Source organism: Phyllobacterium sp. SB3 (assembly GCF_040009165.1).
In the GTDB taxonomy this organism is placed as follows: Bacteria; Pseudomonadota; Alphaproteobacteria; order Rhizobiales; family Rhizobiaceae; genus Phyllobacterium.
On the sequence record NZ_JBDYKI010000006.1, the window covers coordinates 1 to 26,478 of the forward strand.

Annotated in this window: 25 protein-coding genes and 1 pseudogene; 12 read left to right on the forward strand and 14 right to left on the reverse strand. The window is 53.8% G+C overall.

The window, feature by feature from the left end; genetic code table 11:
- Positions 1-129, reverse strand: a pseudogene (locus tag ABKW30_RS20765) (EAL domain-containing protein); the annotation flags it as partial.
- A gap of 23 nt (positions 130-152) precedes the next feature.
- On the opposite strand from ABKW30_RS20765, the gene ABKW30_RS20770 reads away from it, so the two are divergent.
- Positions 153-446, forward strand: coding sequence for a type II toxin-antitoxin system HicB family antitoxin (locus tag ABKW30_RS20770; protein WP_348600835.1), 294 nt, complete (start codon positions 153-155; stop codon positions 444-446).
- A gap of 240 nt (positions 447-686) precedes the next feature.
- Positions 687-1,244: a lactate dehydrogenase gene (locus ABKW30_RS20775; RefSeq protein ID WP_348601099.1), complete on the forward strand. Its 558-nt coding sequence runs from the start codon at positions 687-689 to the stop codon at positions 1,242-1,244.
- 275 nt (positions 1,245-1,519) lie between these two features.
- On the opposite strand, the gene ABKW30_RS20780 is transcribed toward ABKW30_RS20775, so the two are convergent.
- The gene (locus ABKW30_RS20780; RefSeq protein WP_348600836.1) at positions 1,520-2,479 is read right to left on the reverse strand and encodes a 2-dehydropantoate 2-reductase N-terminal domain-containing protein; all 960 of its coding nucleotides are present in this window, start codon (positions 2,477-2,479) and stop codon (positions 1,520-1,522) included.
- Between the two features lie 674 nt (positions 2,480-3,153).
- The gene (locus tag ABKW30_RS20785) at positions 3,154-4,080 is read right to left on the reverse strand and encodes a LysR substrate-binding domain-containing protein (RefSeq protein ID WP_348600837.1); all 927 of its coding nucleotides are present in this window, start codon (positions 4,078-4,080) and stop codon (positions 3,154-3,156) included.
- A 138-nt stretch (positions 4,081-4,218) separates the two neighbouring features.
- Between ABKW30_RS20785 and ABKW30_RS20790 the strand changes: the two genes are divergently transcribed.
- Positions 4,219-5,472 carry an aromatic ring-hydroxylating dioxygenase subunit alpha gene (locus tag ABKW30_RS20790; RefSeq protein ID WP_348600838.1) on the forward strand — a complete coding sequence of 418 codons (1,254 nt, stop codon included), beginning with the start codon at positions 4,219-4,221 and terminating at the stop codon, positions 5,470-5,472.
- Positions 5,462-6,541 (forward strand): hybrid-cluster NAD(P)-dependent oxidoreductase, encoded by a 1,080-nt coding sequence (locus tag ABKW30_RS20795; RefSeq protein ID WP_348600839.1) that lies wholly within the window; start codon positions 5,462-5,464, stop codon positions 6,539-6,541. Before ABKW30_RS20790 ends, ABKW30_RS20795 begins: the two co-directional genes overlap by 11 nt.
- On the opposite strand, the gene ABKW30_RS20800 is transcribed toward ABKW30_RS20795, so the two are convergent.
- The 6 genes from ABKW30_RS20800 to ABKW30_RS20825 all read right to left on the reverse strand — a co-directional run bounded on the left by ABKW30_RS20800 (position 6,538) and on the right by ABKW30_RS20825 (position 12,011).
- Entirely contained in the window at positions 6,538-7,197 is a 660-nt protein-coding gene (locus tag ABKW30_RS20800) for a dimethylsulfonioproprionate lyase family protein (protein WP_348601100.1), read from the reverse strand. The genes ABKW30_RS20795 and ABKW30_RS20800 overlap by 4 nt on opposite strands.
- A 244-nt stretch (positions 7,198-7,441) precedes the next feature.
- Complete coding sequence (locus ABKW30_RS20805) at positions 7,442-8,512, reverse strand: glycine betaine/L-proline ABC transporter ATP-binding protein (protein ID WP_348600840.1); 1,071 nt, start codon at positions 8,510-8,512, stop codon at positions 7,442-7,444.
- Positions 8,505-9,392: a proline/glycine betaine ABC transporter permease gene (locus ABKW30_RS20810; RefSeq protein WP_348600841.1), complete on the reverse strand. Its 888-nt coding sequence runs from the start codon at positions 9,390-9,392 to the stop codon at positions 8,505-8,507. The genes ABKW30_RS20805 and ABKW30_RS20810 overlap by 8 nt, the downstream gene beginning before the upstream one ends.
- Before the next feature lie 110 nt (positions 9,393-9,502).
- Positions 9,503-10,507: an ABC transporter substrate-binding protein gene (locus tag ABKW30_RS20815; protein ID WP_348600842.1), complete on the reverse strand. Its 1,005-nt coding sequence runs from the start codon at positions 10,505-10,507 to the stop codon at positions 9,503-9,505.
- Between the two features lie 68 nt (positions 10,508-10,575).
- Positions 10,576-11,370, reverse strand: a complete 795-nt coding sequence (locus ABKW30_RS20820) for a pyrroline-5-carboxylate reductase dimerization domain-containing protein (RefSeq protein ID WP_348600843.1) — start codon at positions 11,368-11,370, stop codon at positions 10,576-10,578.
- Complete coding sequence (locus ABKW30_RS20825) at positions 11,367-12,011, reverse strand: TetR/AcrR family transcriptional regulator (protein ID WP_348600844.1); 645 nt, start codon at positions 12,009-12,011, stop codon at positions 11,367-11,369. Before ABKW30_RS20825 ends, ABKW30_RS20820 begins: the two co-directional genes overlap by 4 nt.
- A gap of 141 nt (positions 12,012-12,152) precedes the next feature.
- On the opposite strand from ABKW30_RS20825, the gene ABKW30_RS20830 reads away from it, so the two are divergent.
- The gene (locus tag ABKW30_RS20830; RefSeq protein WP_348600845.1) at positions 12,153-14,189 is read left to right on the forward strand and encodes an NADH:flavin oxidoreductase; all 2,037 of its coding nucleotides are present in this window, start codon (positions 12,153-12,155) and stop codon (positions 14,187-14,189) included.
- 381 nt (positions 14,190-14,570) lie between these two features.
- On the opposite strand, the gene ABKW30_RS20835 is transcribed toward ABKW30_RS20830, so the two are convergent.
- Positions 14,571-15,437 carry an NmrA/HSCARG family protein gene (locus tag ABKW30_RS20835; protein WP_348600846.1) on the reverse strand — a complete coding sequence of 289 codons (867 nt, stop codon included), beginning with the start codon at positions 15,435-15,437 and terminating at the stop codon, positions 14,571-14,573.
- A 91-nt stretch (positions 15,438-15,528) separates the two neighbouring features.
- On the opposite strand from ABKW30_RS20835, the gene ABKW30_RS20840 reads away from it, so the two are divergent.
- A complete protein-coding gene (locus ABKW30_RS20840; protein WP_348600847.1) occupies positions 15,529-15,945 on the forward strand; it encodes a helix-turn-helix domain-containing protein in 417 nt (138 codons plus the stop codon).
- Positions 15,946-16,492: 547 nt separating this feature from the next.
- On the opposite strand, the gene ABKW30_RS20845 is transcribed toward ABKW30_RS20840, so the two are convergent.
- Entirely contained in the window at positions 16,493-17,275 is a 783-nt protein-coding gene (locus ABKW30_RS20845; protein WP_348600848.1) for a DeoR/GlpR family DNA-binding transcription regulator, read from the reverse strand.
- Between the two features lie 400 nt (positions 17,276-17,675).
- Positions 17,676-18,794, reverse strand: a complete 1,119-nt coding sequence (locus tag ABKW30_RS20850) for an IS110 family transposase (protein ID WP_348600849.1) — start codon at positions 18,792-18,794, stop codon at positions 17,676-17,678.
- A gap of 289 nt (positions 18,795-19,083) precedes the next feature.
- Here ABKW30_RS20850 and ABKW30_RS20855 point away from each other — a divergent pair, with 289 nt between their 5' ends.
- Positions 19,084-20,025 (forward strand): endonuclease/exonuclease/phosphatase family protein, encoded by a 942-nt coding sequence (locus ABKW30_RS20855; RefSeq protein WP_348600850.1) that lies wholly within the window; start codon positions 19,084-19,086, stop codon positions 20,023-20,025.
- A gap of 150 nt (positions 20,026-20,175) precedes the next feature.
- Positions 20,176-22,770 (forward strand): autotransporter domain-containing protein, encoded by a 2,595-nt coding sequence (locus ABKW30_RS20860; protein ID WP_348600851.1) that lies wholly within the window; start codon positions 20,176-20,178, stop codon positions 22,768-22,770.
- A gap of 327 nt (positions 22,771-23,097) precedes the next feature.
- On the opposite strand, the gene ABKW30_RS20865 is transcribed toward ABKW30_RS20860, so the two are convergent.
- A complete protein-coding gene (locus tag ABKW30_RS20865) occupies positions 23,098-23,457 on the reverse strand; it encodes a nucleotide-binding domain containing protein (protein WP_348600852.1) in 360 nt (119 codons plus the stop codon).
- A gap of 26 nt (positions 23,458-23,483) precedes the next feature.
- On the opposite strand from ABKW30_RS20865, the gene ABKW30_RS20870 reads away from it, so the two are divergent.
- From ABKW30_RS20870 to ABKW30_RS20885, 4 genes are all read left to right on the forward strand, one after another.
- Entirely contained in the window at positions 23,484-23,903 is a 420-nt protein-coding gene (locus ABKW30_RS20870) for a hypothetical protein (RefSeq protein ID WP_348600853.1), read from the forward strand.
- A gap of 263 nt (positions 23,904-24,166) precedes the next feature.
- Positions 24,167-24,430 (forward strand): hypothetical protein, encoded by a 264-nt coding sequence (locus ABKW30_RS20875; RefSeq protein ID WP_348600854.1) that lies wholly within the window; start codon positions 24,167-24,169, stop codon positions 24,428-24,430.
- 9 nt (positions 24,431-24,439) lie between these two features.
- Positions 24,440-25,339, forward strand: coding sequence for a ribokinase (locus ABKW30_RS20880; RefSeq protein WP_348600855.1), 900 nt, complete (start codon positions 24,440-24,442; stop codon positions 25,337-25,339).
- A complete protein-coding gene (locus tag ABKW30_RS20885) occupies positions 25,329-25,502 on the forward strand; it encodes a hypothetical protein (protein ID WP_348600856.1) in 174 nt (57 codons plus the stop codon). Before ABKW30_RS20880 ends, ABKW30_RS20885 begins: the two co-directional genes overlap by 11 nt.
- 41 nt (positions 25,503-25,543) lie before the next feature.
- On the opposite strand, the gene ABKW30_RS20890 is transcribed toward ABKW30_RS20885, so the two are convergent.
- Positions 25,544-26,434, reverse strand: coding sequence for a LysR family transcriptional regulator (locus ABKW30_RS20890; protein ID WP_348600857.1), 891 nt, complete (start codon positions 26,432-26,434; stop codon positions 25,544-25,546).
- Positions 26,435-26,478 lie beyond the last annotated feature (44 nt).

The following is a 26,478-nucleotide window of genomic DNA, read 5'->3' on the forward strand; positions in this document are numbered from 1 at the left end:
TCCGGTTTCTTCGGCCAAGGGGATAAACTCGTTCGGAAGAACGAGCCCAAGCACTGGATGTTGCCAACGCACCAGCGCTTCCACTGCGAATATCCGTCCGGATTTCAGGTGTATCTGTGGCTGATAATGAGCATGATGGCATATAAAGGTTAATGTTCTTCGGTCGGATTGCGGCTATTTCCGATATGATCGGTTTTCATGGACAAAGCGTTGTAGAACTCAAGCAGGCTTTTCATGAGGCCGTTGATGATTACATTGCAACTTGTGCCGAGATTGGCAAAGAACCTCAGAAGCCATACTCGGGCAAAATGATGTTTCGTGTCCGCCCGGAAACACATCGCCGCGCAGCTGTTGCTGCTGAGCTTTCCGGCAAGAGCCTAAATCAATGGGCGGAAGAAACACTTCAGGAAGCTGCAGAACACTACGAAACCAGAATGCGAACGTAGTTTCTAATACTGTTTCTCTGTCCTCCAAAGAGATTTGGAAGCCCGGCCCTGCGCCGGGTTTTCTTTTAGGTCTGCCCTTGCCCTTCTCGGCGACGGTGCCGAAATGCCGTAAAAAGGATTGTAGAATTCCAGGAACCGATTGGATTCGATGGAAAGTCCGCCATTACCGGCATTTTCAAAGGAACGTTTATCAGCCCGTTTTGGTTTGACCAACACCGACTCAAAACGGGTAATGATGGTATCGAGGAAGCGCGCACCTATCTCGCATCCCGTTTTCCATCGCAGTATGGCGGCTATTTCGAATGTACAAAAAAGGAAGGCAAGGCGGCTTTCCTCAATCGCTTCGCGGTCGGCGGCTCGATCGTGCGCTATCGCTCGATCCACCCGAAGACGGTTGAGGACATCGTTGCGCTTGACGTCGCTCTACCGCGCAATACCATCGACTGGTTCGAAAGTCTACCGTCCGACATTGCCCAGAAAATTGACTTCACGATGTATTGCGGACATTTCTTTTGCCATGTCATGTACCAGGAATATCTGGTCAAAAAGGGCGAGAATTGTGACACCGTGAAGGACGCAATCCTGTCTCTTCTCAAGGCGCGCGGCGCGGAGTATCCGGCCGAGCACAATGTCGGCCATCAGTACGAGGCTGTCGACAGCCTGAAGAATTTCTATCGCAAACTCGATCCAACCAATTCCTTCAACCCGGGAATCGGCAAGACGTCGCTGCAACTAGATTGGAAGGACGCACGACACTATACCGGGGAGCAAGGAAATTCTCAGCCCTCCAGTTTGTGAATCAGGGCTATCACCTTGTTTGAATTAAGGCGCGGAGGGTGCCGCTCCGGTTCTCAGGCGAGTTGCATGCACGCGGGAAACCCATTACGAATGGGCTGTGGCGGAACCCGTTTTTCGAGCCCGAAAGATAGATTTCGGCTGCTTTACTTTGCGCAGGATCCTGCAACCGCAGTCGCGGACCCCCTTATTCGTGGCCGGTTTGGGGGAAACCCGTGGATGGATACCGGCAACCAATTTCGAGGTTTATCACCGCACATTCGGCTGCAACTTTTGTCCTACTTTTGGCAAAGTTCTTCGAGTACCTGCATATTCTTTGCGGACTTCGGGCTCAATTGACCATTGGCAAGTTTTTCAGACATGGTGCAAAGCGCGGAGTTGTAGGGGGTATCAATATTATGAAGACGCCCCAAAAGGACGATCTCTCCATTGAGATAGTTTGTTTCGAGAGAACCGGTTCCACGAACTAAACTCTGCAGCGTGGAGGAGCCTATTCGTTCCTGCCCAGGAATTGTGGTCATGTTCATCTCGCTGCGGGCCGATGCATCAGAGGCATCCCATTCTATGCCGGCAGCCAACAGAACGCCTTCGGCTTCAGCGCGTACCTTCGCGTAGAATTGTGTTTCTGTTGGCGTATCAAATGCTGCGTCAATAATGTTGTGTAGATTGGCGAGCAGTTTTCGATACTTGCTTTTCATCACGTTGCTTCTGGCATTTGCCACGAAGCCAGAGGAATTGAGAACGTGACACAAACTTTCCACCGCTACATCAATGCCTCCGGGGAAACGTCCAATATCAAAGATTCCGGTTTTGGGAACACAATAGGCTGCGACTTCACCGGGCCTTTCGAAATCAGCCGGCAGCATAACTGTGACCCCATAGACATTCTTAAAAAAACGAAGTGCAGCGGGTTCATTGGCTACGCCGTTCTGAAAACAAAATATGGGCTGATCGACAACGCCGGCGGACTTGAGCTGAGATAGCGCCTGCGCTGTATCCTGGCCTTTCATCGCCAAAAGTACGATGTCGCCGCCGTTGAAAGTAATTTCCGCTGGATCGGCGTGTACTGGGAAAGTCGCTGTCTTCCTTCCATCCGGTCTGAGCAGGACGAGGCCAGATCGACGTACGGCTTCGAATTGTGCGCCTCGGGCGATGCCAATGATTGAATGTCCCGCCAAGCTTAGTTGAGCAGCGACAACACCGCCAATTGCTCCCAGTCCAAAGACGATAATTCGCATTTGATGTCCTTGATATCGATGATTGTTTTGGTGGCATTATTGTATCGCCAAGGTCAGTACGCCGACTCACGATACCCGGGAAATGATTAGTGGCATTTAACAACGATATCAAACTTGAGGCCGACGACCACGAAAAATTCGTAATGTTGGGCTTTGCCTCAGTTTAATTTCCCCGGTAACTGCTTTGACCGAATTTCTGAATTCACTTCCCTGTGTCGCGTGATATGCGCTCAAACTGGAGCTTCGGAGCAATTTCTTTACTGGAATGTTTCAAAGACGCTGTCGGAATGAAAGTTTGAGGCAAATTTGCCCTCGCACTCCGGCCGCAAGGGTACTAAATGCCCATACACATGGGACATCGGCATCGGTTTTCCGTAAGGGGTAGGGACGCCTTTAGGTGGGCTGTGGAGATCATCCTTCACCACCCAGCTAAGTCACCAATGCTTCGCCTGTGAAGGAGTTACGTCATATTCAATCCGTGTGAAGCCCCAGCACATCCACCATCCCTACCGTGTGTGCACCTTGGTTGCAACCTGCGGCAGCGCTTCCACCATGAATGGTTCTATGACCGGAAAGACCGCCCGATACGGGGAGACAAGTGATTTTTGCCCTGTCGAGACTAAGAATAGTGGCTACCTGACGGTTCGCCAGTGCGTTTTCTAACCTCTTTCCCATTATCCAGATGATCTTGCAGTCGTTTGCTGCGATGCAATATTCAGCCATTCAAGAAATAATCTTGCGGCTTCCTTGTTATGTTGTCTCGTCGGAACGACAACGAAGTAAGCCCCGCGGGGTTTGATTGCAGCGTTTGTCAGACGAACCAGCCGCCCTTGCTTTAACAAATCTTCTACAAGATGTGTCCAGCCCAGCGCGATTCCCTGACCGTTCAGTGCGGCATAAATAGCTTCGGTGTAAAAGCTGCAACGGAATCCCGGCGTCTTTTTGGGAACCACGACGGAAAAGGCTGACAGCCACTCGTTCCAGCCAGTCCACATTGGATCGTCAGTCTCGTTGGAGATAAGGGGGCATGACACCAGATCTGCAGGCATGTTAATACGACCGGCCGTTCGTGCGTACTCAGGGCTACATACGGGGAATACTTCGTCTTCAAACAGCGCTTCTGCATGTCCATCCGGCCACATGCCGTTGCCGAATCTGATCGCGACATCCACCTCTCCCCGTTTAAGGTTTGGCATATCGTCCTGCGTAACGATGCGCAGATTGATATGGGGATGGGATCGCGAAAACTGTGAGATTCTCGGCACAAGCCAGAAATGTGTAAATGCGACTGTCGCGGAGATCGTCAATTCGGTGCTCGCCCCGTCCTTGCGGAGATCTGCAATGGTTTCAGCGACAAGGTTGAATGCGTCGCTGGTGGCCGCGGAAAGCGCTTTGCCTTTTTCCGTTAATGCCACCCGTCGGTGCAGCCGCGTAAAAAGAGGGCAGCCGAGGTCCTGCTCAAGGAGGTGTATCTGACGACTGACGGCGGCTTGGGTGACGCCGATTTCCTCAGCAGCTCGCGTAAAGCTTAGTAACCGTGACGCGGCTTCGAATACCGTAAGTGCCGTCAATGGGGGTAGCTGTCTTCTCAAGCTTTTCACGGTCTCTCCAGGTCGCAAACCGGCAGATCAACGGCGCGATCTTTGCATTACTTGCAGTAATGTCAAGTGTGCACATTTGTGCAGTTGTCATATTGCCAGGAACTGCAATTCTTTAGACAACCATCATGAGGCAGGATTATGCTAAACAGGCTACAATCATCAATCTCGTCCCTGCTCGACGCTCGCATCAAGGGACACTCTCTTCCAGCCGGGCTTTACACGCGCGAAGACGTATTTCACGCGGATCTGGATGTTTTCTTTGCCAATCAATGGATCTACGTTGGACTGGAGTGCGATGTTCCGGAGGCCGGCGATGCTGTAGTCATTGATGTAGGCACCACCAGCCTGATCCTGCTGAGGGATGATGACGATGAAATTCGGGTCGTTCGCAACGTATGCCGACATCGCGGCGCACGGCTGCTGGACGCAGGGCCAACTGTGGTATCCAAACTGGTTTGTTCCTATCATCAATGGACTTACGAGCTTTCGGGGGAACTGAGCTACGCCCCACATATGGGCAAGGATTTTGATAAAAGCTGCCGAAGCCTCAAGGCTGTAAATTTCAAGTCGATTGGCGGTCTGATCTATGTTTGTCTTGCCGAGAACGCTCCTCCAGACATAGAACGGCTTAAGGAAATTATGGAGGAGCGCCTCGCACCCTATGACATCCGTAACGCCAAGGTCGCACATCAAGTGGACGTCATCGAGAAGGGCAACTGGAAACTCACGATAGAAAACAATCGAGAGTGCTACCACTGCTCGGCAAACCACCCTGAGTTGTGTGTATCGTTTGTCGATCTTGATTTCGGTTACGATCCCGAAAGTCTAAGTCCGGAGGATCGGGACGAGGCGGAAGCGCATGTTGCAATGTATAGCGAGCGTATCAAAAGTTGGGAAGCCGATGGGTTTCCATCATCCGCCATCGAACAGGTAAAAAACTGTAATACCAATTTTCGCACCCAGCGTCTCATCATTGCAGGGGCGGGCGAATCTCAGACCGAAGATGCAACCGCCGCATCGTCCCGATTTCTTGGACAGGTCACGCGAAGTGATCTGGGAGACATTCATCTTTGGGGACACAACAGTTGGAACCACTTCATGGGTGACCACGCTGTGACAGCAATTGTAATACCTCTGTCTGCGGATGCGACATTGGTTCGCACGAAGTGGCTTGTCCATAAAGACGCGGTCGAAGGCGTTGATTATGATCTCGGAAAGCTCACACACGTATGGGTAGAAACGACAAATCAGGACGCTGAACTTGTTGCCCGTGCTCACGCCGGCGTTCAGGATTCTGCTTATGAGCCTGGTGTATACTCAAAGTTCAGCGAAGGCGCTCTCGATGACTTTGCGAGCTGGTACGTTGATCGGATGCGTGCCCATGGGTATTGATCTGCTCGTCGAAGCGATGCCGACGGCGGCTGGGTTTTGGGACCCGGAAACTGACGAGGAGCTCCTTTGTGTTGACGTCCATGATGAAACGCCCGACGTGAAAAGTTTTACCTTCGTTTCGCCCGCGCGGAAACAATTTGACTTTCGCGCCGGACAATATTTCAAATTCGAGCCAGGCCTCGACAATGAAGACGACGGGCGGTGCTACAGTATATCGTCCTCTCCGCTGCGCAAGAATGCGATCACCATCACGGTAAAGCGTGTTCCGGGTGGAAAGGTGTCGAACTGGCTGCACGACAATCTGATCCCCAATATGGTGGTTCGTGCATCGGGACCGCTGGGACGCTTCATCCGGCCGGTAGCCCAAAAGTTTCTGTTTCTGTCGGGTGGCTCCGGAATAACGCCAGTCATGTCCATGGCTCGGGAACTTGCTGACACAGTAGCGTCGACAGATGTTGTCTTCGTGCATGCGGGAAGAAGTCCGAAAGACCTCATATTCCGCGATGAGGCTGCAGAACTCGCTCGACGCACGAGAGGTTTCAGACTTGTACTGCTTCCGGAAGACATAGAAAACGAGCTTTGTTGGCCAGGTATATCTGGCCGGATATCCAGGGAGTTTCTGTCCCTGGCAGCACCGGATATCGCTGATCGCATTGTCATGTGCTGCGGACCTGCACCTTTCATGGCAGTCGCGAGAAATATCAGCGCCGAACTGGGTGTCTCGCTATCCAACTACTACGAAGAAAGCTTCGATGCCGCACTCGTCGATGAGTTTGCAATGCCACTTTCCGAAGCTATCGAAACGAAATCGTTCCGCGTGGAGTTTTCAAAACAGGGAAAATCTGTCGAAGTTCGCGCGGATCAGACTGTTCTTTCCTGCGCTAAAAAATCAAGTGTCAGAATCCCTTCTTCCTGTGCCAACGGCATCTGCGGAACCTGCAAGTCCAGGCTCCTGAGTGGAGCAGTCGACATGAAACACGAGGGAGGGATCAGGCAAAGGGAGATTGACGCCGGTTTCTTCCTGCCGTGCTGCTCCAAACCGTTAAGCGATCTGGTCATCGAACGCTAGCTTACATTTGTCAGCACGAGATAACGTTGTTCGCCCCAGTCGCGCCTTTCTCGATGTTGAGCCTGATCAGGAAGAAGTGCCCATAAGGTAAACAGAGGCTTATCGCCCGACCGCATGGCGTGCTTTATGCCGGCTGGATTATAGAACGATCCCCCAATGCCCGGGGAAAACCAAATTTCTTCTTGCATGAATTCTCCTTCGGATAAGGCAAGATAGGTTTCTTCCGGGGCGTGGTCGTGATCGGGATAACGCACATGCGGTGCCAACAGGCTGACACCGAGCCAAAGGTCGCCGCGGTCTTCGACACCGTCGGGTCCTGCAATCATCGCGTTGGCGTGTCCCATAAGGAAGTTCTTACTCGCGGAATTGTCGTACGTGGAACGCCAGTTCCAGTGTAGTGACGGTTCGATCGCCCGGAACCGCGTAACGACGGACCGGAGTACTGTGTGTTCGGTTTCCACGGCCAGAGCGTCATCAAGGTATCGGGTGCAAACCGGAAGGCGTTTGCCGGACCTTGTTCCCCTTGCTCCGGCAACTTCCAGTAAAGCGAAAATACGCAAGATTGAATCACGCGAGCGTAGATCTTTCGCAAAACGGTCGAACGCCACGAACGTCGCGTCCAGAAAGAGTTGCAGAGCCTCGGTTCTTTCCATAATAATAATTTCCCTTAATCCATGCGAGATGCTCCGCATGAGGTATTTTGCCAAAACGGGCAGAGTGACGTGTGCCATTCGAGATGATGCAAACAGGTCAATCATCGTTGAATGTGTCCAGCGCTCGGGAAAACGCGGCATTTCAAACACTGTAGAAATGTTGCGCACAAGCAGCTTGTTGTAAGACTCCGTTGCAATGGATACCAAACCGCACGACTAATGGAAGCGCTCTCATGTGTCGTATGATTTATTCGGCGGCTGCAGCGGTCAGATGACTGATCGGAGTAACCATAGCTTGAATGAGATTGTTCATGCTCAGCACGCCGACCGATTTCCCATTCTCGTCGACGACTGTAGCATATTGCTGATTGGCGTCAGTCATTGTTTTGGCGGCTTCTTCAAGGGTGGTGCCGCTGGCAACCGTTACATTTCCCGCATCTGCTGGTGCACCGGATTTTGTCGCAATGGTATCAACCATGATGACGCGTCCACGGTTCACTTCTTTTACGAAGCTCGAGATATATTCATCAGCGGGCTGCAGGACGATATCCTGTCCGGTTCCCTGCTGGACAACCTCGCCGTCGCGGAGAATTGCGATCCGATCACCAAGGCGCAGTGCTTCATCGAGATCATGTGTAATAAAAACAACTGTCTTTTTGATTTCCTTTTGGAGATCAAGAAGCACGGTCTGCATATCCATGCGGATCAAGGGATCGAGCGCTGAGAATGCTTCATCCATAAGAAGGATCGGCGCATCGTTTGTTAGTGCACGAGCAAGTCCAACACGCTGTTGCATGCCGCCTGAGAGCTGATTCGGATAGTTATCTTCGAAGCCCTTGAGGCCAACACGTTCAATCCAGCGGCGTGCTTGCTCTTCCTGCTTTTCGCGGGAAAGCCCCTGAATTTCCAGGCCATAGACCGTGTTGTCGAGCACTGTTCGGTGAGGCAGGAGTGCAAACTTCTGGAAGACCATTGCAGTCTTGTGCCGACGAAACTGGCGCAAGTCACTCTCGTTCATCTGGCAGACATCGGTGCCGTCAATGATGACTTCGCCTGCCGTCGGATCAATCAGGCGGTTGATATGCCGGATGAGGGTAGATTTACCAGAACCCGATAGCCCCATGACAACCTGAATTCCACCCGCGGGCATATCAATATTGATATCACGTAGACCAAGCACATGGTGATGCTTTTCATTGAGCTCGGTCTTGGTCATACCTTTCTTCACTGCTTCGACGTAAGCAGATCCGCGCTGGCCAAAAATCTTGTAAAGATTCTTGATCTTGATGCCTGCGCCTTGAACGTTTTGATCAGCCATGGACGACCTCCTGATGCTTTTGAAGACGCTTGCCATAGGCCTGACTAACGCGGTCGAAAATTATGGCGATGCCAACGATGGCAAGGCCGTTGAAGAGACCAAGGGAGAAGAACTGACCATTGACTGAACGGAGCACCGGTTGCCCCAGTCCCTGTACGCCGATCATGGAGGCGATAACTACCATTGCCAATGCCATCATGATCGTCTGATTGATGCCCGCCATAATCGTTGGAAGGGCGAGGGGAATCTGGACATTTTTCAATCGTTGCCAGCTGGATGAGCCGAACGCATCGGCTGCTTCAAGGACGTCCTTGTCGACTAGCCGGATACCCAGGTTGGTCAGACGTATCATCGGTGGAATAGCGTATATAACGACGGCAATAAGACCCGGTACCTTGCCAATGCCCAGCAGCATGACAACCGGGATGAGATAAACAAAGCTTGGCATCGTCTGCATCACGTCAAGGATTGGATTGACAATCCGCTGAAATCCATCCGAGCGGGCCATGATAATGCCGATGGGAATGCCGACAACAATCGAGACTACCGTGCCGACAAAGATCATCGCGATGGTTTTCATCGCGTCACTCCACATGTCGAAATAACCGATCAGGAGTAGTGTAACTATGGTGCCGGCAACGATTTTCCAGTTGCGGCTGGCAATCCAGGCGATCCCGGCAATAAGAAGAACCATAATGGGCCATGGCGTGCCTGTCATGAACCTCTCTGCCTGAATCAGAAAGTACTGCAAGGGCTGAAAGAATGATTCAATGATGTCGCCATATTCTCGCGTGAAAGCCTTGAAGCCTTCGTCCATGGCTTTCTTAAGGTTGCGTAGCGTCTCATCATTCATATTCGGGAATGAGTAGAACCAATCCATGCGTTGGTACCCCCTTCTAAAGTTATTCCAAGGGCAGAGTTCTTGAATGATCCAGGCAGTCAACAAACGAAGTGGAATACGGCGAAACGCTGTTTCGCCGTATGTGCCAATTATTGGATGGCGGCTTTTACCTTTTCGGCGGCCTCCGGAGAAACCCACTTGGTCCAGGTTGCCTCGTTGTTCTTCAGGTAGTACTTGGCACCATCTTCGCCGGTTGCCTGATTGTCGACCATCCAAGCAAGCAGTTTGTTGAATTCCTCGGTTGAAAGCTGCCGCTTGTTTAAATAATCCAGCGCCGGGCCCGCGCTGTCAGCAAATTTCTTGGTGACAACGGTAAAAATATCAGATTTGGACCATGCGTTAGGCTTCGGATCCGGGCAATCGGCAATGACGTTGCAACGGTTCCATTCCTTTTCGTCCCATGCAACGCCGTTATCAAGCTTGACCATTGGGTATTTGCCGAGAATTGCTGTCGGCCCCCAGTAGTAACCGAGCCAAGGCTCCTTGCGTTCGTAGGCTTTGGCGATTGAACCATCTAGACCAGCGGCGGAGCCTGTATCGACAAGCGTGAAGCCATTCTTGTCGCCTTCATAGGCCTTGTAGAAGTTGGTCGTCGTAATCTGGCAAGCCCAGCCCGACGGGCAATTGTAAACAGCGCCTTTTTTCGGGTCTTCCGGTGACGGGAAAAGTTCAGGGTGTTTCATTGCATCAGCAACGGTTTTGATCTCCGGATGAGCCTCGGCAAAATACTTGGGCACCCACCAGCTTTCAGTGCCGCCCTCAGTAATGGCCGGGGCTGCATAAACCAGCTTGCCTTCCTTCACTGCCTTTTCGAGAGGCTCGCGAACAGTGTTGAGCCAGCCTTCCGGTGCAATGTCAGGCTGGCCCTTCTCGATCATTGACGTGAAGGTTGGTACTGTATCGCCAGCGACCAATTCTGCATCGCAGCCATAACCTTCCCCAAGAACAATTTTATCGAGATTGGCCAAGGCTTCGGCTGAGGCCCAGTTCATGTTTGCGATGGTAACTGTACCGCATTCCGCGGCGCTGGCGAATGATGCTCCTCCCAGCAGGCCGAGCATCAGGCTTGTGGACGCAATTAATATTTTCTTCATTCTCGTTCCCTTTTTTGCGGTCTCCAAATATCGAGCGGGGGGTGCCGCGGACACCCGCTCGCCGTCTTTCAGGGAGTCTCTCCCATGCTCACCGATTTTCTGAACGCTGCCTGCAATCCCTCTGCGATCGCGTCATCGAAACCTGCAGTGCGCATATGCTCGATGGCCGCTGCGGTCGTACCGCGGTAACTTAGAAATGCTTCCACAATTTCGTTGGGGCATTGATCTCCGTGCTCAAGAAGCCGTCCAGCGCCCAGCAGTACGGTGGTGACGCCACGTCGGGCGATATCGTTCGGCAATCCATGGGCGACGGCGTCCTTCATCATTGCTGCTGCCAATAAAGCCGGGAATGCAGGGCCAGAACCCGTTAGTCCCGTAAGATAGTCGATATCATTCTCACGCTCGACCTCGTCTTGCGTTCCGCATGCATTGAAGATCGCCCGGACGATCGCGCGATCTCCCTCGCCGACACCAACTGAACCGATCCAGGGCGTATAGGACCTTCTGACTTTGGCTGCAGCGTTTGGCAGAGTTCGCACCACTCGATCTGTCTTGTGTCGCTCGGACAGCGCAGACAATCGTATTCCCGCCATCACCGAAATAACAAGCTTTCCCTTGGTGTGGACTGAAAGGGCAGTCCAATCTTGCGGGCGCACACACAGCACGACCACATCGGCACGCTCAACAAGTGCTTGATTGTCGCTCGTCCAAAAAGCATCCGGAAACTGTCCTGATTGCTGACTACGATACGACAACGAGAGAGATGAAGAAGTGGTCAGGCCGGCTTCGAGAATCGATTCAGCGATAGCTCCACCGAGCCATCCAGCTCCGCCAACAATGCCAATCCGCAGTGGTCCTTTCATTTCACTGGCCTGTGCAACGGTTTATAGCTGTGCCTTGAAAAGAAGCGATCAAGTTCTCTTTGCTGGGGAACCTCGCCGGTGTAAACTGCGATGTACTCGGGGATACGCTTCATCCGTGTGGCGAGATCTTCGTCGGACTGCATGGAGATATAACCGATCTGCACCAAATAGGCCGTTCGCGCGCGCACATCGGCGGTCATTTCCGAATGGCCGAAACGCATGTTCATCTGTTTTAGCGCTTCAAGGCGCACCTGATCAGCCAATTGAACCTCATCGAGAATTTCAGGTGACTGCAGGGCCCAACTGCGTACTGCAAATTCGAATTTGGCATCGAAGAGGTCCTTGTTCAGCCAGCAATCAAAAACATTCAGCATAGCTTCTGCCAAGGTTTCTGCATAAGCTTGCGATTGCTTGACAATATTTCCCGTGTTCTTCTTACGCCATCTCGCAACGAGAACGGCGAGCAATTCCTCACGATCCCGAAAGAACCAGTAGAAACTCGTGCGCGATAGACCAAGCTTTTTCGCAAGCGATAGAATTTTTACTGAATCCACGCCTGATTCCAGCAAGGAATAGTAGGCCGCCTCCAGCCAACCTTCCTGTGAGCCACGCCAGCCGGTATCGTTAACAGTCTGATCCATGAAATATCTCCTAACAAAAAGCAAGGAGCTGCACAACTAAAATGTACACATATGTCAATGAGAAAAACAGTAATGTTCTTTTTATTGACATATGTGTACATTTGGCATTTGTATTGATGTTTCTAATCCCGAGGCAGGCATATGTCGAACGATCCCCTTCTTCAGCCCTACCAACTCAAGCACCTGAAGCTCCGCAATCGAATTATCGTAACTTCCCACGAGCCGGCTTATCCGGAAGACGGGATGCCTAAGGAACGGTACCTTGCCTATACCGTCGAGCGGGCAAAAGGTGGCGTTGCCCTCACCATGACAGCAGGGTCCGCGGCGGTATCGAGGGATAGCCCCCCGGTTTTCAACAACCTCCTTGCCTACAAAGATGAAATCGTTCCATGGATCAGGAAGATGACTGATGCGGTTCACGACGAAGGTGCAGCGATCATGATCCAGCTGACCCATCTAGGGCGACGTACGCGCTGGGATAAGGCTGATTGGCTTCCCGTGGTTGCTCCGTCGCATCATCGCGAGGCTTCACATCGCGCATTTCCAAAGAAGATTGAAGACTGGGATATCGAGCGCATTATCAAGGACTTTGCCGACGCCGCGGAGCGCATGAAGGCTGGTGGTGTGGATGGTGTCGAGCTAGAGGCTTATGGTCATCTCATCGACCAGTTCACCTCTCCGCTCACAAATGAACTGGATGGGCCATATGGAGGCTCACTTGAGAACCGCATGCGTTTCTGTTTCGACGTGTTCAAGGCAATGCGGCAGCGGGTCGGCGACGATTTCATCTTGGGTGTGCGCTATACAGCCGATGAGCGTCTGTCAGGTGGAACTGGTAAGGCAGAAGGCATCGAAATATCGATGCGACTCAAGGAAAGCGGCCTGATTGACTATTTGAATGTAATCCGCGGCCATATTGACACAGATGCGGGTCTGACTGACGTGATCCCGATCCAGGGTATGGCAAATGCGCCACATCTTGATTTTGCGGGCGAGATACGCGCATCCACAAACTTTCCGGTTTTCCACGCGGCGAAGATTCCGGACGTTGCAACCGCCCGCCATGCGATCGCAACCGGAAAGGTCGACATGGTCGGAATGACACGCGCGCACTTGGCGGATCCGCATCTCGTTCGAAAAATCATTGAAAAACGTGAAGACGACATCCGACCTTGCGTTGGCGCGAACTATTGTCTCGATCGCATCTACCAAGGAGGAGCAGCGTACTGTATTCATAACGCAGCAACAGGTCGCGAACTGACCATGCCGCATATCGTCAAAAAGGCGAAGGTTCGCAAAAAAGTCGTCATCGTAGGAGCGGGTCCTGCGGGTCTTGAAGCTGCGCGAGTGGCAGGTGAACGGGGCCACGAAATCGTGGTGTTCGAGGCGGCGGGGCATCCTGGCGGCCAGATCAGGCTAACCGCGCAAAGTGATCGCCGCCGTGAAATGATCAGTATTATTGACTGGCGAATGAGCCAGTGCGAGAAGCTGGGAGTGACGTTCAATTTCAACACTTGGGCAGAAGCAGACCAAGTGCGTGCCGAATACCCCGACGTCGTCATTATTGCTACAGGCGGCATACCGCATACCGAGGTTCTTTCAAAAGGTAACGAACTGGTCGTCGCGGCTTGGGACATTATTTCCGGCGACGTGAAACCTGGTACGAATGTTCTTGTTTTTGACGATGCTGGCGATCATGCCGGTCTCCAGGCTGCGGAATTTTTAGCCAGGGCCGGAGCCAAGGTCGAGATCATGACGCCGGATCGATCGTTCGCGCCGGAGGTTATGGCAATGAACCTTGTACCTTATATGCGTTCCCTGCAAAAGCTCGACGTGACTTTTACTGTCACCTACCGGCTGGAGTCGGCAGAGAAGAGGGGTAATCAAATTGTCGCTCATGTCGGGAGTGATTACGGTGGCGTCAACAAGCAGCGGATGGTCGACCAGATCGTTGTTAATCATGGAACGATCCCGCTGGACGACATCTATTTTATGCTCAAGCCGCTCGCCAGAAACCTCGGGGAGATATCGCACGACCAGCTTCTCTCCGGCAAACCTCAATCAGTTACTCGGAACCCGGAAGGCAAGTTTCAACTGTTCCGCATTGGCGATGCGGTGGCTGCACGCAATACGCATGCCGCTATCTATGAGGGCCTGAGGATTGCGAAAGATATCTGACTTTAGTTTGTCGACTGCTTACCTTACATTTCACAAAGTGCTGTTATAACCGACATGCGCAAACTATGGTGCCGGTTCAGATAGAAGTTTGGTCTGGCGTCCGGCTGGTGGTTGCACCAATGTGCATGCTGCGGATTTGGCCGCGGTTTACAAGTCTTTGGATGAGGCTAGGCTTCGATGTGGTGCCGATCCTGGATCTTTCGCGAGTGGAGAAAGAAGATGGCCACCATACGATCGACAATGGCCGAAAATATCCTCGCACTACGGGCATGCTGCACGGCCGATCAAAGCTCTGCCGATTCTGTTGAATGATGCACCACTTGATGAAGATTTTTCATCGACCCGGCTGCAGGTTGTTACTTCGAAACTCTACGCGGTTCTTCACCAGTAAAGAGCGCTGCATCCGCTTGCAGCAAGCCAGGACCTGAATGAAACGATCTCCGGGTTGATTTCACGCATGGCATTCAGATCGACATGTTTCGCAAGCGGACCCTGGTCCAGGCTGGCAGCCAGTTGCCCGAGATCAGGATTGGACGCCAAAAGCTCATCCGGAAAGCGCATATAAGTGATAGGACGACCAGCGGCTTCGGAGAAGATGACTTCCAGTTCGCGACCGGTCACTGTATCGCTCGCGATCTTCAAGGTCTGACCACCGAACCGCTTCTTATCGGCAAAGATTGCTGCAACAAACTTTCCAATATCCTCGACAGCAACGAGCTGCATCGACTGGTCCAGTTTTAGAAAAAATGTGTACCGATCCTCTTCTAGACCAAATCCGGGTCTCACCAGCATCTCCATAAAGATCATCGGCCTGACAATAGTGGCAGTCACGGGCAAACTCCGGACGTACGCCTCAATGCGGGACTTGGCGTCGAAGCGTGCAACGCCAGTCGGCTTCTCCCCGGCGCTGGCACCTGAGGAATACACGAAATGTTCTATGCCAGTTTCGGTGGCCAGATCTGCGATCATACACCCGAGGCATACTTCTTCTTCTTCGGCTAAACTGCCGGGCAGAACGCTGAAGACGCCATGGGTACCCTTCATGGCGGCACGGATTACGTCCATGTCTGCGAACGAGCCTCGCACAAGCTCGACGCCCGCATTGCGGAGGGTATTGGACTTTGATGTAGCAGGATCACGCACCAGCGCGCGCACTGGCCACTGCGCACGCAGCAGTGCGTTGACAACAGATCCACCCTGTTGTCCGGTAGCGCCGAAGACCAGTATCGGAAGTTTATCATTGGACATTGGATTACCCTCGTGTTGAACAAGGGTTATCCATATATAATGATCTGCATGCTGCCGGAAGACAGCACATTTTCCAGCCTCAGGCACAAGGATGATACCCTTGGACAAACTGATAAATCGCCAATCCAACAATGAAGAAACCACGGCCGGCCGCCAATTCAAACCGTCTCCATCAAATGGCATTTGCGCCCGGCTTGGCGATAAATGGACTGTCCAGGTCCTCTGGCGTCTCTCGCTCGCAAATGAACGCCGTCTTCGCTTTTCGGCGCTCAAGGGCGAGATTGATGGGATTACCCAGCGCATGCTGACGCTTACGTTGCGAAATCTGGAACGGGATGGTCTCGTAGTGCGTCATTACTTTCCCGAGGTGCCGCCGCGGGTCGAATATGAAGTGACGGAGATGGGTGCAGACATGTTGCGTGCCCTTGAGGGCCTAAATTTTTGGATCAGGGACAACTTGCCCCGTGTCGAGAAGCATCGCCGAGCTTATGACTTGGCAGTTAAATAAAAGAGCCCGCTAACTGCCGCAGCATTCTTCTTCACCCGCGCTTCTTTGCCAGGCAATTGGCGACCCGAAGGTTGATAGATACTTGGGGAGATCGAAGACAAGGCTGTTTGAGTTTCTGGTTTCCTGAGCGCAGGTTCTTGCGTTACCTTCCGCTGGTTGTCCAACCGGGGTTTCTGAAAAGTTGAGCGGCTCGCGGTCTCAACCGGCCAACTCTTCTCTTGTCTAATGCACAGGAATGGGATCGTGATTCGAATGCGCCGTGAGTATGAAGATTGGGCCGCGATCCTGCTTATATTCCGCGGACTGAACGGATAAGTACACGCGAGGAATTAACGCGTTTCAGATGGTTTGATATTCCCACGCTACTATTATGGTGCAGAAACATTTTGTACGAGGTCAATATTACCAAGTAATTCGGCTGAAGCGAAAGCGAACAATATCTCTCGATAATGCAGACAGGGCCTATCCCATGAAATGCGGATCGATGGCTCATCTACCAATGGCGCGGTATAATTCAGTTCATTTTTTTCAGGTTGTTTGATGGAAATCATCCAGTCGGAATATGGACGTCCAGGTCATTTTTACTGAAAATTGGGTGGAATTCTTCAGGTGGCATGCGCTCACACACAATCATATCGACGTCCTTGACAGAACCCAGCTGCACCATGCCTGTGTGGCCGAACTTGGAGTGGTCGACAGCAAGAATAGTCTTTGCCGATTGTGCCATCGCAGCCCGAACGGTCGAAACTTCTCCGGGTTCATCATCGCCCATATTGCCGTCAGTGTCCACGCCGCTGACCGAGACGATTGCATAATCGAATTTGAAACGTTTGATGAAGTCGGGCGTATTCTCGCCATACACACCGCTATCGCCAGGACGGACAAACCCGCCCGGAATGGCAACAACGAAATCAGCATTATTGCAAAGAATATTTGCTGATCGCAGGCTATAGGTCAAAACCCGCAGTCTCGCGTGGCCGGAAAGAGCTGCAGCAACCGCTTCACAAGTCGTCCCGGTATCCAGAAACAGGGAAGCATCCTCGGGAATGAGCCTTGCCGTGACCTGAGCGATTTTCTCTTTGGCAAGCGCATTGTCAACGCGTCTCTGCTGCAGCGTAGACAATGAGATGGACCGGGCAATCGTCATGCCTCCATGCAGGCGGCGCGCATGGCCGCCTTGTTCGAGTGCAATAATGTCACGACGCGCAGTCTGCGCATTCACACCGTAAAGCTCGACGATGTCCTCAAGTGACAAATAGGAGTTTGCCTCGAGACGTCGCAGGAGGTCTCTCTGCCGCCGCTCCTTCTTGCCATCTGCAATGTCGTGCATGTTCCATCAGGCCTTCGTTTCTCGATTCTTGCATTTTCTCACGTCTGCATATCGGGAGCAAATTCCCAATCCTTTAGCGCTATTACTCTTATGTTCGTTTGCAAGCTCTTTAGTCGAGACTCTTTCCTTTCCGGCCTTGAGGACGAAAGCACATACGTGAAGCCGTTGAACAAAGGAGGAGACAGGGCATTTTGACGACGGTTGGCACACTCTTATGCGCGGGTTGGTTACCGCATTTCCGTATGTTCGTCTGGGTCTGCCTCTGTCTAAAATCGGGCATGGATTTCTCCGCCACATAGTAATGTCGAGGATTCCCCACCGGAGCCCTGCCTCCATCTTTGTCCAACAGCAGATGTTTCGATGTTCGGGTTATGCGGCTCTTTCCAAGTGCATGTTAGGGTTAGCTTTTTGCTGTGGGCGCGACCTCCTGTCCGATTGCCCACAGGAATGCTGCCATTTCCCGAGCAATGGCGGTGACCGTGACGACCTTCGGCTTGCCCGCTGCCATCAACTTTCGATAGCGCGCGCAAAGCCGTATCTGTCCTTTCCAGGCAATCTCGCGCACAGTCCTCGGCAGGCCCTCCAGCCGCGTCTGGATCGTCGGACTTACACGCGCCGGAAAGCGATATGTCCAAGCACCTTCGATGAGCACTCTTCTGGCCCTTGCGTTGCCTGCCTTGGTGATCCCTGAACGTTTGACCCGTTCGCCCGTTGAGCTTTCCGATGGCACCAGACCGAGATACGCCATCAACTGACCAGGATTATCAAAGCGCCTGACATCACCGATCTCGACCACGAACGTGACTGCTGTCATGAACGCAACGCCGCGCATTGCTTGATAGGCGGCCACGACCGGGGCCATCGACCAAGTTGCCGCGGTCTCCACCACCAACTTGGTCAGCCTATCCAAACGCATGCCGGCATCCTCGATGGCCTGACAATATTCCGCCAACAGGATTTGATGGGTGGGATGATCGAATGCCTGGCATGCCAGCCATCTTGTATGGGCGCGCGACCATGGCGTGCGCCCGGTATAGATCCGACCGTGTCGCAGTAGAAAAGACTGAAGTTGCTGACGTGCCTGTTTCAAGGCGTCGTTGGCAGCCTCGCGAGCCCGCACCAGATCGCGGATCGCCTCATGGCCTTCATCCGGAACCCAGACCGCGGTCAGCTCGCCCGCGCGATGCAGGCGCGCCAGGCTTACGGCATCCCGGCGGTTTGTCTTCACTCGGTCGCCCGCACGCTTGGGAACCAGCGACGGTGCCACGACCACGCATTCATGCCCCAGTTCGACAATCTGGCGATAAAGACCGTAACCCGTCGGACCGGCCTCGTAGCAAAAGTGAAGCTTGGCTCCGCGCTTTGAAAGTTTGTTGACCATCGATGCCACCGACGCCGGATCAGAGGAGATGTCACCGAAAAACCGCACCTCGCCATTGCGCAGTCCATCCGCAACCGCCACCGAAATCTTCAGCTTGGACGTATCCAAGCCGATGAAAATTACGCTATCTTCTTTCATGGTTCGCCCTCGCTAAGCGTGGGGCTCGGCTCCGGCCTATCCAGAGCAACCCCCGAATTCAGCTTACCGCGGGGGCGGGCCACCTTCTTCCACGAACATACGGTCTAATTTTGTTGACATGAATTTAAAGCTGCGCACTAAATGTCATATTACTTACATTTAATGCCCCTAATCTCCCATAATCCAAACCATAAGGGGAGCGGATGTGAAGGCAGTCCGATAAGGAACGTCTGCATCATTTCGCTACCTGCATCGCTACCTCCAACATTTTGCAGAGAAGAGTCGACAGATGGCGTCAGGAAACACCAATCGCAGCGGAAGACGAATTCTAGGTTTGAGCAGCCGTTTATTGTGTGGGGTGGCACTTGCAGGATCGGTGGTGGCGCCGGGCCGAGCTGCCGATAGAGATGACTTGCGCATCATGACGCTCAACATCTGGAACAAGTTCAAACAGAACCCGGAAGTGACAGCTGACTTCATGGCCGCTGCCAATTTCGATGTGCTCGGGATGCAGGAAATCAACGGCAGCCGGTATGTTACCGATATACCGGGATTTCTCAGCCAGGCAGGGCGTGGCACCTATGGAAACATACAGGTTGGCGATGTCGGTATCATTTCCCGCTTGCCCGGCACCTACGGGACCATCAATCTGGGTGGAGGAATTACAACCCAGGGTCGCTATGTCAGCTATACACAAGTTGATGCCAAGGCTTCCCGTCCCGGAACCTTGATTGGCACCGTTCACCTTGACTATGGCGATGCCGCGACGCAGCGCGTCAAGGAGGCCAAGGCGCTCAATAATTGGGCTGGCTCCATCAAGCAGCCGGTTATTCTTCTCGGCGATTTCAATGCCGGCGATGTTTCCGAACGGGGCCTGCACCATATCGAAGCCCAGATCAGACTTATTCAGAATGTCAGCGGCAATAGTTTTTACCGTGATCTTGCGTGGGACTATATTCGTGATGGCAACGAAGCCACTTTACGGTCGGTTATTCAGGACGCCTATCCCGGGCGAAATATCGATGATCTGTCCTGGAAGGAATGGGGTGATGCGCTCGACGCGGCCCGCAAGGCAGGTAAGGACGTCGGACTGAAGGAAGAAACCTATCCGGTCGCCAATAACATCCCGAATACGATGAATGTGCTGAAGAAGCAGTACATGATGCTCCAGACCGATGCCGGCCGTGAAAGTTTCAAGCCGCACGATCTGAATGATGGCAGTGGAACATGACCGTCAGCAGGTGAAGACGCCACCAATACCTGGCCAAGCTGGGATCGCGCGAAGATTGACCACTTCCTCGTCTCGCGTCCGTTCGGAAAATGGTACACGATCGTTGACGACCCGGACAATCCCTATACGGGCGTTATCAAAGATGTCTACGTGACGACGCCGGATGGAACGAAGGCACCAATATCCGACCATGAGCCCGTAGCCCATGACTTTCGCTGGGTCGGACCTCAACTCCAGACATATGCGGATGGCGACACGGAAAAGACGCGGCTCATATGGGGCAGGGATGCCCACAACTTCGACGAGCACAACAAGGAATTCCACCTGACGCGCAACAACAATCGCAACGATCTGTATCTCGGCCAGATAGCCGACACGGATGGCAATCCCACACTGGCGGGCCTGACGCTTGAGGAAAAGAAAACACTCCTCGATTGCAAGAGCAGCGACGGCCGGTTTCAGCAGGCAATCAAGGATTACTGCATCGATGATCATTCGTTCATCGGTGAAACACTCGTTACAGATGGCGGCACAATCATTGTCGACGAGGATGCGGCCCTGGGTGGAAGCGCAGCCGCGCTGCGGCTTGCCAATGGTGGACTGAAGGTCGAGGGGCTGGCCATGGGCAGCCTCGACCGGAAAGTCATGCTCGATCAGGCGGGATGGATCGATGTCGCCGGGTCCGGCAGCACTGTATCGGCTTATCAGGGCGTGACTGGAGCGGGCAGCCTGACCAAGAAAGGTGCCGGTACGCTGGTCTTTTCGGCTGCCAATAACTACGCCGGGGGAACATTTGTCGATGCAGGCGTGCTCCGAACGGCAGTTGCGGGCGGCTTTGTCGACAATACCATCTATTCGGTCGACGGTGGCACGCTCGACCTGAACGGATTTGATCTGACGGCCTCGGTACTTTCCGGCAAGGGCGGCACTGTGCAGCTTGGTAAAGGAACGCTTACGGTAAACCAGAGTGTCAACACGCGCTATGATGGTGCTGTCAAGGGAACCGGCGGCCTGACAAAATTCGGTGCCGGTGGTCTCGTTCTCAATGGACAGAACCGCTTCAGCGGCGCAACACTGGTTAAGGAAGGCACCTTGATCGTTGGTGACAGCGATCATCCGGAAGCCAGCCTTGCAGGTGCTGTCACACTTGACGAGGGCACTACACTTGGCGGTATAGGCACGCTTGGCGGTCTGACGGTTCGTGCTGGTGCAATCCTGTCGCCGGGTAACTCGATAGGAACCTTGAACATCAATGGCAATCTGACGATTGACAGCGGTTCCGTCTATGCGTTGGAAATTGCCGGCAATGGCACAAGCGATATTGCCAATGTCAGCGGTGTTGCAAACATCAACGGCGGTGATGTGGCTGTTGCTGCCCTTGATCCGGAAACCAGTTATCAAAATGGTAAAAACTATACAATCCTGACAGCACAAGGTGGCGTCAACGGTGCGTTCACCAGCGCGATAACGCAATCAGCTTTTCTAGATCTTGATCTGCTCCACAGCGAAAAAGACGTTAAACTGAAGATCGGCCTCAAGGGGATGGAACCGGAACTGCCGGTCGTTGAACCAGAGCCAGAGCCCGAACCCCCGGTGGTTGAGCCGGAACCGGAAACGCCGGTTGTTTTTGAGACAACAGCGATTTCGGATAACCAGATTGCAACAGCAAGGGCGCTTGATACACTTGCACAATCCGGTCCTTCGCTTGCTTTGTACAACAAGCTGCTGGTTCTCGGCGAGGCCGATTCGCGCATTGCTTATGATGCGCTATCGGGGGAAATTCATGCCTCCTTGAAAGGCGCGCTGACCGACGAAAGCCATTTTACGCGCGATGCTGTCAATGACCGCATTCGCTCGGCTTTCGGCGATGCCGGATCTCCATCCTTCCCGGTTCTCGCCTATGGGCCGGACGGCGCACAAACAGCTCCGGCCGATACGGATCGGTTTGCCGCATGGGGCAGAGCATACGGGGCGTGGGGATCCAGTGATGGTAATAGCAACATTGTAAAGCTTGAGCGCGATGCAGGTGGTTTCTTTATCGGCGGGGATGCACCTGTCGGCGATATATGGCGAATTGGCGTTTTGGCTGGCTATGGCAACTCGTCGTTTGACGCCGACGGACGTTCATCATCTGCCGATATAGACAACTACACGGTGGCGGCCTATGCCGGTGCCAAGGTGAGTGATATTGGCCTGCGTTTCGGTGCTGCTCATAGCTGGCATCGTATCGACATCTCAAGAAACATCGAATTTGCCGGCTTTGCCGATCATGTTTCGTCATCTTATGATGCGCGATCAGTGCAGGTTTTCGGCGAAGCCAGCTACACTGTCCACACCGGAAGAACTACCCTCGAACCCTTCGCCGGGATTGCGTATATCAACCTTCGCACTGATGGTTATGACGAAGACGGAATTGCCGGACTTCACGGCGATGGCAATACCACCGACGTAACTTACACAACACTCGGTCTTCGTGCTTCCACCGCAGTTGAACTCGGCAGCATGACCGGCTCCCTGAACGGGATGCTCGGCTGGCGGCATGCTTTTGGTGATACCGAACCGCTTGCAACGCATGCGTTCAATGGCTCCAACGCCTTTGCGGTTACAGGAACTCCGATCGATGAAGACACACGCTTGTCGAAGCCGGGTTTGACTGGAATATCAGCAGTGCGACCAAGCTCGGTGTTTCCTATCAGGGGCAGATCGGCAACAATACCCGGCAACATGGCTTCAACGCGAAACTAGGGGTGGCATTCTGACGGTCGCGAATGGTTTAGAATATTGTGTTAATACATTGAAATCATTTCGGACTTTGCAAGGGCCCTGGACTCACAAAGAGGCCGGTATTACTATCGACTACAGTGCTGCGTAGCCTGGTGAGGACGTTGGCAAAGTTCACGGTTATGCTGACCGAACAAATCAGACCCTATGTGTGAACGATGGGTACTTTCGTGCCTGGACAATCTGCCACGACTGTGCACTTCGCATCGAGCTGTTTTGCATGGCATCAACAATCCAGTTCCGAGGCACGGTTTCCTGTGTTTGGCATCGGTTGGAAAACCGACACCATTGTCACTCACTGACATTGCCCATGTCGCATTTTCGGAGCGATAGCGACCGTAATATTGCCGTCTCGGTGTCCGGGAAATGCCTGTTTGAGCGCGTTAATGACGAGTTCCGTGACGGTAAGGCCAAGGCTACGCCAGGATCGATTTCCAGTCCCACCTGCATGCTTGCGATCTTCAGCGCTTCGACAATCGCGCCCAAAGTTTCACTGCCGCCAACGACGAGGCGCTTGGTGCCGGTGTTGGCAAGATTGTCGGCGATCCCGGCGAAGATTGCTCGATCCTGGCAGTTTCGGCCTCTCGGCCGAAACGCGTGTGTGCCTTCGAAACGGGCCTGTGGTTCCGTGGTCGAACAGATGATCGGCACTTGGCCGCTGGTTGCGGATCCATGCGGTGGCGCGCTCGACGTTCATCTTGTCAGCCATCAGATTGCCCGGGTTAATGGCGAGCGAGAGATCGGCTGGAGGCAGTGGAGCAGGAACCGCTCAACACTATGGCGTGACCCTGCGCAACGGGCAGCGGGACAGCCTTGGCCGCAAGTCTACCGTGAGCCCGGAAATTTGCTGGCAAGCCCCGGGCGATACCGGAGCCGCCTGTGACCAGCTTGTGGTCGGCAATGGCTGCGCCGATCGCCAGAAGATCGCTGTTATCGATTGCGGCGGTTATGCGTTACCAGCCGGCAAAATCATTCGATGCGCGCTGATTTACCTTCTCCGAAATGCCACCGAACCCAATGCAGAATCTCTGGCCATAGTTCAGGAAAAGCGGTTGAGATTGGCGCACCATATCGTTGAACAACAATTTCTTCAGTGATGCCGCTCTCGATCCAGGTGCCACCCCGGTTAAGAAGGTTAGAGATCAAGGGCTGGATTCTATCAATAGCTCGCGCAAACTTCGCTTCTTGCGTTTTACCGCATTCGAACTCCATCCACGACCAGATCAAGTTCCTCACCGACAAGTTGGAGTAGGCCGGCAAGACCGCGCCCTATTATCATGCCGAATCGCGGCCGCAGCTCGTGGAGCGGGAGGCGACACACCGCGCCACCGCCCATGCCGAACTGGCCGATGTGCCCGTCATGATCGTTCATGTCCCGGAGAAGGGTACCATCGCGATCGGGTCGGATGCCGATCTCACGCTATGGGATCCGGAGCGGAAGGTGACCCTGACGCAGTCGCTCATGTATCACGGCAGCGACCATACGCCGTATGAAGGTATCGAGGTGACCGGCTGGCCTGTGACGACAATCTTGCGGGGACAGATCATCTTCGATGATGGTCAGCCAGCCGTCACAAAGGGATTTGGTCAATTCATGACGCGCCAGGTCACGGGTCGTCTATAGGTGGGTTGCATGATCGTCGTGCTCGGGTCGGTTAACATCGACATTTGCCTTGAGGTCGAAAGCCTCCCGCGTGCTGGCGAAACCATCCATGCTCGCGACCGGGGTTACTCCGGCGGGGGCAAGGGTGCCAACCAGGTTCTCGCGGCAAAGCGTGGGGGTGCCGAGGTTGCATTCTTCGGCGCCGTAGGGTCCGACCGCCACGCCGAGGAGGCGCTTTGCGACATTGTCGAAGCCGGTATCCCGATTTCGGACATCGCAGTCGTCCAGGAGGAAACCGGATCAGCAAACATCTATGTCGATCGGCACGGAGAAAACTGCATCGTCGTGGTGGCAGGAGCGAACGGACTTGTCGGCGCCGACGCGGTGGCGGCGGCGGTAAAAAGGGCAAGCGACGGATTTCTGGTCTTGCAACAGGAAATACCGTTTGCCACGACGCACCACGCCCTGAAACGTGCGCGGGCAAGTGGCACGAGGACAATTCTCAACGTCTCTCCTTTTGACAAAACGTCTGCTGAATTGTCGCGGCTCGCCGATATCGTGATTGCGAACCAGCACGAATGGTCACAACTGAGCGGTGGCGCCGAGACTTGTGCTGCAATGCAGGAATGGAGCCGCCGTCATCGACAGACAATCGTCGTGACAAAAGGGGCAGGCGGCGTCGCCGTAGCCTCGCCATCGGAATATTTCGAAGTCGCTGCACCAACCATCCAGCCAATAGATACGGTCGGCGCGGTCGACACTTTCTGTGGATATTTGGCAGCGGAGCTGGATCGTGGCGGATCGCTTCGTGAGGCTACTGAAATTGCCGTAACAGCGGCCAGCATCGCATGTCTGAAGGCTGGCGCGCAGGCGTCCATTTCTGTCAAACATGAAGTCCTCAATGCACGGGAACAGCATCATGCCAGCTAGTTTCGGATCGCCGCTGCGCGCTGATTTCACGCCACACAAGGCAGAGCGCCGCCACCGCTTCTTTGATGGCGATAGCTCGGAAAGAAGCGAAAATATGGAGGCTGAGAGACGAGAGTCTATCGCGAACTCGACACTCTTTTCATCGCGTTCCGCAATGCTGTAGGTGCAATGGACGTTTCGCGAAGGCGAGGGCGGATTGCCTGGTTATCTGATGCGAAGGGCAGCGATGAGTGCTCGCAGGGCAGGCGGCGATTGCCGTCTGCTTGGGTGGTACAGGTGAAAACCTGGGAACGCTGGACACCAATCCGCTAAAACCTGCACCAACGCTCCGGTGGCGATTTCCCCCGCAACATCCTGCTCCATCATGTAGCCGAGCCCAACACCGGCTCGCACAGCGGCAGCTGGCAACTCGCCATCGTTGACGATCAGCGGGCCTCGCGTCCTGATCTTGATCTCCTTGCCGTCCTTTTCGAATTCCCACGGCAAGAGGCCGCCCGATGTTGTCAGCCGATAGCCTATGCAAGCATGATGGTCGAGGTCGTGTGGGGTCCGGGGCTTTGGATGCCGCTCGAAGTAAGATGGTGCGCCGACGACGACTGTCCTGAGGTCGGGGCCGAGCTTGATAGCGATCATGTCTTTGCTGACAGTATCCCCGAGCCTTATTCCGCCATCGAAACCGGCAGCGACGATATCGGTCAGGCGATCGTCGATATTGACTTCGACCTGAACGTCCGGGTGAGCGAGCAGAAAGGCTGGCAGCTTTGGCAGGAGGACCTTTCGTGCAGCATAGGCAAAGGTTGTGATACGGACAGTGCCGGATGGATTGTTGCGCCATTCGGCAAGCGCCTCAAGGCCTCCCTCGATGCCCGATAAGGCAGGGTTGAGTGATTGCAGCAAACGCTCGCCAGGCTCGGTGGGGGCGACGCTGCGCGTCGTGCGCGCCAAAAGCCGCACTCCAAGCCGCTCCTCGAGCCCCCGCATCGCATGACTCAGCCCGGACGGCGACATGCCGAGGACGGCGGCAGCGCGCGTAAAGCTGCGCTCCCGGGCCACTGTGGCAAATGCAAGAAGATCGTTCAGATCGCTGCGCTCCATTGCTGCATCGTGCTCACAACTGCATGCAGCGTGCAAGCATTATT

Excerpts from the sequence above, each read along its gene's own strand:
- ABKW30_RS20815 (WP_348600842.1), bottom strand. The coding sequence starts at position 10,507 with ATGAAGAAAATATTAATTGCGTCCACAAGCCTGATGCTCGGCCTGCTG.
- ABKW30_RS20875 (WP_348600854.1), top strand. The coding sequence starts at position 24,167 with ATGATCGTTCATGTCCCGGAGAAGGGTACCATCGCGATCGGGTCGGAT.
- ABKW30_RS20880 (WP_348600855.1), top strand. The coding sequence starts at position 24,440 with ATGATCGTCGTGCTCGGGTCGGTTAACATCGACATTTGCCTTGAGGTC.
- ABKW30_RS20780 (WP_348600836.1), bottom strand. The coding sequence starts at position 2,479 with ATGCGAATTATCGTCTTTGGACTGGGAGCAATTGGCGGTGTTGTCGCT.
- ABKW30_RS20805 (WP_348600840.1), bottom strand. The coding sequence starts at position 8,512 with ATGGCTGATCAAAACGTTCAAGGCGCAGGCATCAAGATCAAGAATCTT.
- ABKW30_RS20810 (WP_348600841.1), bottom strand. The coding sequence starts at position 9,392 with ATGGATTGGTTCTACTCATTCCCGAATATGAATGATGAGACGCTACGC.
- ABKW30_RS20770 (WP_348600835.1), top strand. The coding sequence starts at position 153 with ATGTTCTTCGGTCGGATTGCGGCTATTTCCGATATGATCGGTTTTCAT.
- ABKW30_RS20855 (WP_348600850.1), top strand. The coding sequence starts at position 19,084 with ATGGCGTCAGGAAACACCAATCGCAGCGGAAGACGAATTCTAGGTTTG.
- ABKW30_RS20885 (WP_348600856.1), top strand. The coding sequence starts at position 25,329 with ATGCCAGCTAGTTTCGGATCGCCGCTGCGCGCTGATTTCACGCCACAC.
- ABKW30_RS20835 (WP_348600846.1), bottom strand. The coding sequence starts at position 15,437 with ATGTCCAATGATAAACTTCCGATACTGGTCTTCGGCGCTACCGGACAA.
- ABKW30_RS20840 (WP_348600847.1), top strand. The coding sequence starts at position 15,529 with ATGATACCCTTGGACAAACTGATAAATCGCCAATCCAACAATGAAGAA.
- ABKW30_RS20825 (WP_348600844.1), bottom strand. The coding sequence starts at position 12,011 with ATGGATCAGACTGTTAACGATACCGGCTGGCGTGGCTCACAGGAAGGT.
- ABKW30_RS20845 (WP_348600848.1), bottom strand. The coding sequence starts at position 17,275 with ATGCACGACATTGCAGATGGCAAGAAGGAGCGGCGGCAGAGAGACCTC.
- ABKW30_RS20850 (WP_348600849.1), bottom strand. The coding sequence starts at position 18,794 with ATGAAAGAAGATAGCGTAATTTTCATCGGCTTGGATACGTCCAAGCTG.
- ABKW30_RS20830 (WP_348600845.1), top strand. The coding sequence starts at position 12,153 with ATGTCGAACGATCCCCTTCTTCAGCCCTACCAACTCAAGCACCTGAAG.
- ABKW30_RS20795 (WP_348600839.1), top strand. The coding sequence starts at position 5,462 with ATGGGTATTGATCTGCTCGTCGAAGCGATGCCGACGGCGGCTGGGTTT.
- ABKW30_RS20890 (WP_348600857.1), bottom strand. The coding sequence starts at position 26,434 with ATGGAGCGCAGCGATCTGAACGATCTTCTTGCATTTGCCACAGTGGCC.
- ABKW30_RS20790 (WP_348600838.1), top strand. The coding sequence starts at position 4,219 with ATGCTAAACAGGCTACAATCATCAATCTCGTCCCTGCTCGACGCTCGC.
- ABKW30_RS20820 (WP_348600843.1), bottom strand. The coding sequence starts at position 11,370 with ATGAAAGGACCACTGCGGATTGGCATTGTTGGCGGAGCTGGATGGCTC.